The following is a 6,510-nucleotide window of genomic DNA, read 5'->3' on the forward strand; positions in this document are numbered from 1 at the left end:
CGGTCACGACCGCCACCGAAGCCGCCACGGTCACGGTTGAAGCCACCGCGCTCGCGGTCGCCGCCACCGAAGCCACCCGAACGGCCACCACGGTCGTCACGGTCACGACCGCCACCGAAGCCGCCACGGTCACGGTTGAAGCCACCGCGCTCGCGGTCGCCGCCACCGAAGCCACCCGAACGGCCACCACGGTCATCGCGGTCACGACCGCCGCCGAAGCCACCCGAACGGCCGCCGCGGTCATCGCGGTCACGGCCACCGCCGAAGCCACCCGAACGGCCACCGCGGTCGTCACGGTCACGGTCACGGCCGTAGGCCGGACGCTCGCCGCGCGCCTCGCGGTACGACGGGGCACGGTCCTCGGCCTGCGCCGCGGCGGGGGCCTCGGCGGCCGGAGCGGCCTCGGCCGACTCACCGGACTCGGCCTCGGCGGCCGGCTCCTCGTCCTCGATGCCCAGCTCGGCCCGCTCGCGCGCCGCACGGGCGGCCAGGCGGTCGGCCTCCTCGCGCAGCTCGGTGGCACGGCGCTGCGCGCGCTCCAGCTGGCGGGTCATGTCGGCGAGCTCGCGCTCGGCGGCACCGGCGATGCCGGCGGCGCTCTCGGCCTGGACCTCGGTCAGCGAACGGGCGCCGGTGATCTTGGCGACCTCGGCGTCGAAGGCGTGGTCCAGGATGTGGCGCGAGGCGTCGACGCCCGCGTCCTCCATCAGGCGGAAGACGCCGCGGCGCTGGTGCGGCAGCACCAGGGTGACGACGGCGCCGGAGCGGCCGGCGCGCGCGGTGCGGCCCGAGCGGTGCAGGTAGTCCTTGTGGTCGCCGGCCGGGTCCACGTTCAGGACCAGGTCGATGCCGTCGACGTGGATGCCGCGGGCGGCGACGTCGGTGGCGACGACGACGTTGACGTAGCCGTCCTTGAAGTCGCCGAGGACGCGGGTACGGGCGCCCTGGGTCATACCGCCGTGCAGCGCGTCGGCCTTCACGCCGGCCTCGATCAGCTGCTCGGCGACGCGGTCGGCGCCCATCTGGGTGCGGACGAAGATGATCGTGCGGCCCTTGCGGGCGGCGATCGCGTTGGTGATCGGCGCCTTGTCCTTGGGCTTCACCACGAGGATGTGGTGGGTCATGGTGGTGACCGCGCCGGCCGACGGGTCGACCTCGTGGGTGACCGGGTTCTTCAGGTAGCGCTTGACCAGGGTGTCGATCTCGTTCTCCAGGGTGGCGGAGAACAGCAGGCGCTGGCCGCCGGCCGGCACCTGGTCGAGGATCTCGGTGACCTCGGGCAGGAAGCCCATGTCGGCCATCTGGTCGGCCTCGTCGAGCACGACGGTCCGGACGTCGGCGAGCTTGGCGCTGCCGCGGTTCAGCAGGTCGCGCAGACGGCCGGGGGTGGCGACGAGGATGTCGACGCCGCGCTCCAGCGCGTAGATCTGGTTCGACATCGAGGTGCCGCCGCAGACGACCTTGAGCTTGAGGCCGAGCACCGAGCCGAACGGCTCCAGGGCGTCGGCGACCTGCATGGCCAGCTCACGGGTCGGGACGAGGATCAGGCCGCGCGGGTGCTTGGGCTTGGTGCGCTCGCCGTCGGCCAGGCGGGTCAGCAGCGGCAGGCCGAAGCTGAGGGTCTTGCCGGAGCCGGTGCGGCCACGGCCCAGCACGTCCTTGCCGGCCAGGGCGTCCGGGATGGTCGCGGCCTGGATCGGGAACGGGGTGGTGACACCGCGCTTGGCGAGGGCACGCACGACGTCGTCGTGCAGGCCCAGGTCGCCGAAGGTGATGGTGGGCTCGGCGGCCGCCTCCTCGGTGGCCTCCACGGTCTCCACGGCCTCGGCGATCACCTCGTCCGCGGCGGTGTCGGTGATGTCGTTGATGTCGTTGGTGTCGGTGACATCGGCGGCGGCCTCGTTCGCGGGCATGGCGAAGCGGGCGTCGTCAACGAGAGACATGCAAAACCTTCCGGAAGTGGCACGCGCCAAAGTCCGGGGTTCTGTTTCACAACCGCCTCTATGCGGTCAGCCACGGATCGCCGGAACGCGCCAAGGGCGCCAGATGGGAATAGGGCGCCAGTCAAATGGATCAAACGAACGATCTACCACCATAGACGAACCTGGGGATCAGAGGCAAACCCCCTGCTCAATCACCTAATGCGCGACCACCCGCGGGCTCGGGGCCGAGGAACCGGAGCTGCCGGAGGACGGGTCCGGGGCCGGCGGGACGGTCGCGGCGGGCGAGCTGTGCTCGGGCGCGGGGGTGCCGGACGGGTGGCTGCTCGGGGTGGACGAGGGCGTCCCGGCCGAGCCGCCGCCGGAGCGGCCCTCCCCGGTGCCGCCCGCCCCGCCGGTACCGCCGGAGCCCGCCGTACCGCCCGACCCGCCCGGGCCACCGCCCGGGTGCGGCACGGGACTTGTGTTCGCACCGCCCGCCGAACCGCCGCCCGGACCGCCGTCGGGAGCGCCCGACCCCGGCACCGGGACCACCCCGGCCACCGCGCCGTTCGCCCCCGGGGCCGCCTCGCCGGGCGCCGTCACGGTGGCCCCGTTCGCCCCGCCCTCGCCCTGGAGGCCCCCCGGCCGCTCCGGATGGCCCGAGGCCCCGCTCGGGTGCCCGGCCCCCGGCGAGGCCGAGGGCCCGCCCGTCGCCCCCGGCCGGGCCGCCGGACCGGCCTGCCCGACCGGCGCCACGCCGTGCTTCTCCTCCGCCGCCGGGCCGACGGACATGCACCCGGTCAGCCCGAGCCCGGTCACCGTCAGCAGCGCCGCCGCCCGTACCGCGCGCGAGCGCGGGAGCGCCGCCGCCCGCCCCGGAGCCGTACGCGCCGCGGCCAGCCGCACCCGCACCGCCCGTACCGCCCGCACCGTCCGTGCCGCCCGTACCGAAGCCACTGAGGTCCCTCTCTACCGCCCCACCCGGGCCGCCCACTCGCACGCGGCCGCTTTTGGTGCCCAACGCGCGCCCGGCCCGGCGGGACACGGGCAGCGCCCAAGCTCGCCCGGGCCGGGAGGGCGCACCGGCCCCTCCCGGGGGCTTCCGGCGCCCCGCTCAGCCCCAGAGGGCCGAGGCCAGCTCCGCGCCCGCGTAGACCGCGGCCAGCCCGGCCGCCACGCTGCCGGCCGCGTTGGCCAGCGCGTACCGTCCGGCCCCGGTCTCGGCCAGCCGCAGGGTCTCGTACGAGAAGGTCGAGTAGGTGGTCAGCGCCCCGCAGAGCCCCGTCCCCAGCAGCAGCTGGACCTGCGAGGAGGCCGCGCCCGCCGCCACCGCGCCGGTCACCAGCCCGAGGACCAGGCAGCCGACCACGTTCACCGTGAACGTCCCCCACGGGAACACCGAGTCGTGCCGGGACTGCACCGCCCGGTCGGTCAGGTACCGCAGCGGCGCGCCGACCACCGCGCCCGCCACCACCAGCAGCCAGTTCACTCCGCCGTCTCCCCCCGGCCCGGATCCCGGCCCGCGTCCCGGCCCGGCTCCGCCGCCGGCCCCCGGCCCGCGTAGGTCACGACCTCGCAGCGGTCCAGCAGCACCAGCCCCTCCGCCACCATCCCGTCCAGCTGAGGCAGGAACGCCCGCACCCGCTCCTCCTCGTCCACGATCACCACCGCCACCGGCAGGTCCTCGCTCAGCGACAGCAGCCGCGTGGTGTGCACCAGCGACGAGGCCCCGAACCCCTCGATCCCCCGGAACACGCTCGCCCCGGCCAGCCCGGCCGCCCGGGCCCGGTGCACGATCTCGCTGTACAGCGGGCGGTGCTGCCACCGGTCGTTCTCCCCGACCAGCACGGTCAGCCGGAGCGCCGGCCCGCTCAGCCGGCTCACCGCGCGCCCCCACCGGGCGCCGTCGCGCCCCGTTCGGCCCCGCGGCGGACGGCCCGGTGCACCAGACGCCGGGTCAGCCCGGCCGCCGCCCACACCGCGAACAGCGCGCCCGCCAGCGTCAGCCCGAGGTACGCCACGGCGGGCCCCGGCCGGCCGCCCTCCAGCAGGCGGCGGACGTCCATCGCGTACGTCGAGAAGGTGGTGAACCCGCCCAGCACCCCGGTGCCGAAGAACGGCCGCACCAGCGGATGCGCCTGGCGCCCCTCGGTGATCACCACCAGGAACACCCCGATCACCGCGCAGCCGACCACGTTGACCAGCAGCGTCGTCCACGGGAAGGCCGACGGCCCGGTCCGCCAGCCGAGCCCGGCCGCGTACCGGACGACCGCCCCGATCGCCCCGCCCAGCGCGACCACCGCCACCGCCCGCCCCTGCCCGCGCAGCACCGGCGGCCGGGCCCGGCCGAGCCGTCCGCCGGGGGCCGGCGCCGCGCCCGACGGCAGCACCCGGGCCGGGCCGTCCGCCGCGGTGCCCCCGGGCGCGGTGCCGTCCGCGGCGTCGTCCACGGCGCCCTCCGAAGTCGTCACAGCCCCATCAAACACCGGCCCCCGCCACCTGGCACACCGTCATCCGGCACCGGACAATGATCCGGTGGAGATGACCCGGGAAGAGTTCGAATCGCTGGTCGGCGACGCCCTCGACCAGATCCCCCCGCAGCTCGCGGCCATGATGGACAACGTCGCGATCTTCGTCGAGGACGAGCCCGACCCGAGCGACCCCGAGCTGCTCGGCCTCTACGAGGGGACCCCCCTCACCGAGCGCGGCGAGTGGTACGCGGGCGTCCTGCCCGACCGCATCCTGATCTACCGCGGCCCCACCCTGCGCCACTGCGAGACCCACGAGCAGGTGGTCGAGGAGGTCCGCACCACCGTCATCCACGAGGTCGCCCACCACTTCGGCTTCGACGACCACGAACTGGACGAGCTGGGCTGGTCCTGACCCCCGCCCACGGGCCCCGCCCCCCACCCGGCCGAAACCCGTTTTGGCGATCCGCCCCGCATCCCATATGCTTCTCGACGTCCCCGAACGCTGGGAACAGCGGGACAGGCCACAAGCCCTCATCGTCTAGTGGCCCAGGACGCCGCCCTTTCAAGGCGGTAGCACGGGTTCGAATCCCGTTGGGGGCACGCAGTACCGTAGTAAAGTGCAGTGCGCAAGACCGCAAGACCCTGAGTGGTTCGCCACTTCTAGGTCCCGTGGAGCAGTTGGTTAGCTCGCCACCCTGTCAAGGTGGAGGTCGCGGGTTCAAGTCCCGTCGGGATCGCTCGTCTCGCAAGAGACGGTGCAGTACGGCCAGGTAGCTCAGTTGGTACGAGCGTCCGCCTGAAAAGCGGAAGGTCGCCGGTTCGACCCCGGCCCTGGCCACAACCCGGAAGCCCCCGTAGCGAATTCGCTACGGGGGCTTCGCCGTTCTCCCGCCCCGCCGGCCGACTAGGCGAAGACCTCGATCGCGCACCTGGCCGCGCCGCTGCGTCGGATGCGGGCGTCGCTGGTGACCAGGGGGACGGCGAGGGTCTCGGCGAGTGCCACGTACTGGGCGTCGTAGGCGCTGATGTTGTGGTGGAGCTCCCGGACCCGCTGCCAGAGGACCAGCGTCTCGTGCTTGGTGACGGCGAGCGCCTGGTAGTCGGCGATCGCCTTCTCCGCCTCCTTCGCCGTGAGCTTCCCGCCCCGGACCATGCCGAACAGGGCCGAGACGAGCTCGTAGTCGAGCAGGCCCGGGGCGGCGAGCACATCCAGGTCGCGGAGCCGGGCGCGGACGGCGTGGCCGGCCGGGCCGTGGTCGGCGAGTGCCCGGACCAGGGCCGAGCAGTCCACGACGACGGTGGAGGTCACCGGCGCTCCCGGCCCTCGTCGATCGCCGAGAGGATGTCGGCGGTGCTGATCTCGGTCCGGGCCTCCCGGTCGAGCCTGGTCATCATCTCGGCGAGCGACGGGGTGGCCGCCTCGCGGGTGACGAGGTCGAGCAGGTAGGCCTGGAGGCTCTTTCCGGCCTGCGCGGCCTTCAGCTTGAGGGTGTCCAGGATCGGGTCCGGGACTTCGCGGATGGTGATGGCTGTCATGCCTGCATTTTAGCTGCACCAGCTGCATATTGCTGGCACTTCCGGGTGGGCGACCGTTTCCCCCTGGAGGGGGAGGGGGTACCGCCCGCGGGACGATCCGGCGGGGTGGGGCGGCGCGGGACCGTGGACGGCATGGAGACGACACGGGACACGGGGTGGAACCGGGTGGCGCGGGGCGCCGGGTACGCGGCGGCGGGGTGGGCGGTGGCCTTCGCGCTGGTGCACGTGTACTGGCTGGCGGACGGGCGGCTGGGGCTGCCGGACGGGCTGTCGGTGTGGAGCAGCACGCCGCTGCTGGTGATCGACGTGATCGCGATCCCGCTGTGCGCGGTGGCCGCGGCGGTGGCGCTGGCGCCGGTGCGGCGGTGGGGTGCCCGGGTGCCGGCCCGGCTGCTGGGCTTCGCGCTGTGGGGCACCACCGCGCTGCTGGTGCTGCACGCCGCGCCGTCGGTGCCGGACTGGATCGCGCTGGCCACCGGCGGCCGGTCGGGGGCCGAGCTGGACGCGATGGCCCGGTTCGCGACCTTCGGCTACGAGCCGTTCTTCCTGGCGGGCGGCCTGCTGTTCGCGGTCGTCTCGGC

General features: G+C 74.5%; 9 protein-coding genes and 3 tRNA genes. 5 read left to right on the top strand and 7 right to left on the bottom strand.

From position 1 onward, the window contains the following. The 5 genes from ACFU7Z_RS33845 to crcB (ACFU7Z_RS33865) all read right to left on the bottom strand — a co-directional run. On the bottom strand, positions 1-1,943 hold a 1,943-nt coding region (locus tag ACFU7Z_RS33845), incomplete at its 3' end, for a DEAD/DEAH box helicase (RefSeq protein ID WP_380781760.1). A gap of 195 nt (positions 1,944-2,138) precedes the next feature. Then, positions 2,139-2,879, bottom strand: a complete 741-nt coding sequence (locus ACFU7Z_RS33850; protein WP_380781762.1) for a hypothetical protein — start codon at positions 2,877-2,879, stop codon at positions 2,139-2,141. A 157-nt stretch (positions 2,880-3,036) separates the two neighbouring features. Beyond that, the gene (gene crcB / locus ACFU7Z_RS33855) at positions 3,037-3,411 is read right to left on the bottom strand and encodes a fluoride efflux transporter CrcB (RefSeq protein ID WP_074002061.1); all 375 of its coding nucleotides are present in this window, start codon (positions 3,409-3,411) and stop codon (positions 3,037-3,039) included. After that, positions 3,408-3,806 (bottom strand): DUF190 domain-containing protein, encoded by a 399-nt coding sequence (locus ACFU7Z_RS33860; protein ID WP_074002060.1) that lies wholly within the window; start codon positions 3,804-3,806, stop codon positions 3,408-3,410. Before ACFU7Z_RS33860 ends, crcB (ACFU7Z_RS33855) begins: the two co-directional genes overlap by 4 nt. Beyond that, positions 3,803-4,309 carry a fluoride efflux transporter CrcB gene (crcB, locus tag ACFU7Z_RS33865; protein ID WP_380781769.1) on the bottom strand — a complete coding sequence of 169 codons (507 nt, stop codon included), beginning with the start codon at positions 4,307-4,309 and terminating at the stop codon, positions 3,803-3,805. The genes ACFU7Z_RS33860 and crcB (ACFU7Z_RS33865) overlap by 4 nt, the downstream gene beginning before the upstream one ends. A 154-nt stretch (positions 4,310-4,463) precedes the next feature. Here crcB (ACFU7Z_RS33865) and ACFU7Z_RS33870 point away from each other — a divergent pair, with 154 nt between their 5' ends. The 4 genes from ACFU7Z_RS33870 (at position 4,464) to ACFU7Z_RS33885 (ending at position 5,231) form a co-directional block, all read left to right on the top strand. Next, positions 4,464-4,805 (top strand): metallopeptidase family protein, encoded by a 342-nt coding sequence (locus ACFU7Z_RS33870; RefSeq protein WP_074002059.1) that lies wholly within the window; start codon positions 4,464-4,466, stop codon positions 4,803-4,805. A gap of 115 nt (positions 4,806-4,920) precedes the next feature. Beyond that, positions 4,921-4,993: transfer RNA gene (locus tag ACFU7Z_RS33875), tRNA-Glu, on the top strand. 63 nt (positions 4,994-5,056) lie between these two features. Continuing rightward, a tRNA-Asp gene (locus ACFU7Z_RS33880) sits at positions 5,057-5,130 on the top strand. 27 nt (positions 5,131-5,157) lie between these two features. Then, a tRNA-Phe gene (locus ACFU7Z_RS33885) sits at positions 5,158-5,231 on the top strand. A 66-nt stretch (positions 5,232-5,297) separates the two neighbouring features. Here the strand turns inward: ACFU7Z_RS33885 and ACFU7Z_RS33890 are convergent. Both ACFU7Z_RS33890 and ACFU7Z_RS33895 read right to left on the bottom strand, forming a co-directional pair. After that, positions 5,298-5,702, bottom strand: a complete 405-nt coding sequence (locus tag ACFU7Z_RS33890) for a type II toxin-antitoxin system VapC family toxin (RefSeq protein ID WP_380781764.1) — start codon at positions 5,700-5,702, stop codon at positions 5,298-5,300. Next, complete coding sequence (locus ACFU7Z_RS33895; RefSeq protein WP_117488944.1) at positions 5,699-5,929, bottom strand: antitoxin; 231 nt, start codon at positions 5,927-5,929, stop codon at positions 5,699-5,701. The genes ACFU7Z_RS33890 and ACFU7Z_RS33895 overlap by 4 nt, the downstream gene beginning before the upstream one ends. 132 nt (positions 5,930-6,061) lie before the next feature. Between ACFU7Z_RS33895 and ACFU7Z_RS33900 the strand changes: the two genes are divergently transcribed. Continuing rightward, positions 6,062-6,510, top strand: a 449-nt coding sequence (locus ACFU7Z_RS33900) for a DUF3995 domain-containing protein (protein WP_380781767.1), incomplete at its 3' end; no start/stop codon positions are given.

Origin of the sequence: Kitasatospora sp. NPDC057518 (genome assembly GCF_042802075.1) — a bacterium.
GTDB lineage: Bacteria > Actinomycetota > Actinomycetes > Streptomycetales > Streptomycetaceae > Kitasatospora.

What these genes read in the sequence shown, in the direction of transcription:
- ACFU7Z_RS33870 (WP_074002059.1), top strand. Translation starts at nt 4,464, where the DNA reads ATGACCCGGGAAGAGTTCGAATCGCTGGTCGGCGACGCCCTCGACCAG.
- ACFU7Z_RS33895 (WP_117488944.1), bottom strand. Translation starts at nt 5,929, where the DNA reads ATGACAGCCATCACCATCCGCGAAGTCCCGGACCCGATCCTGGACACC.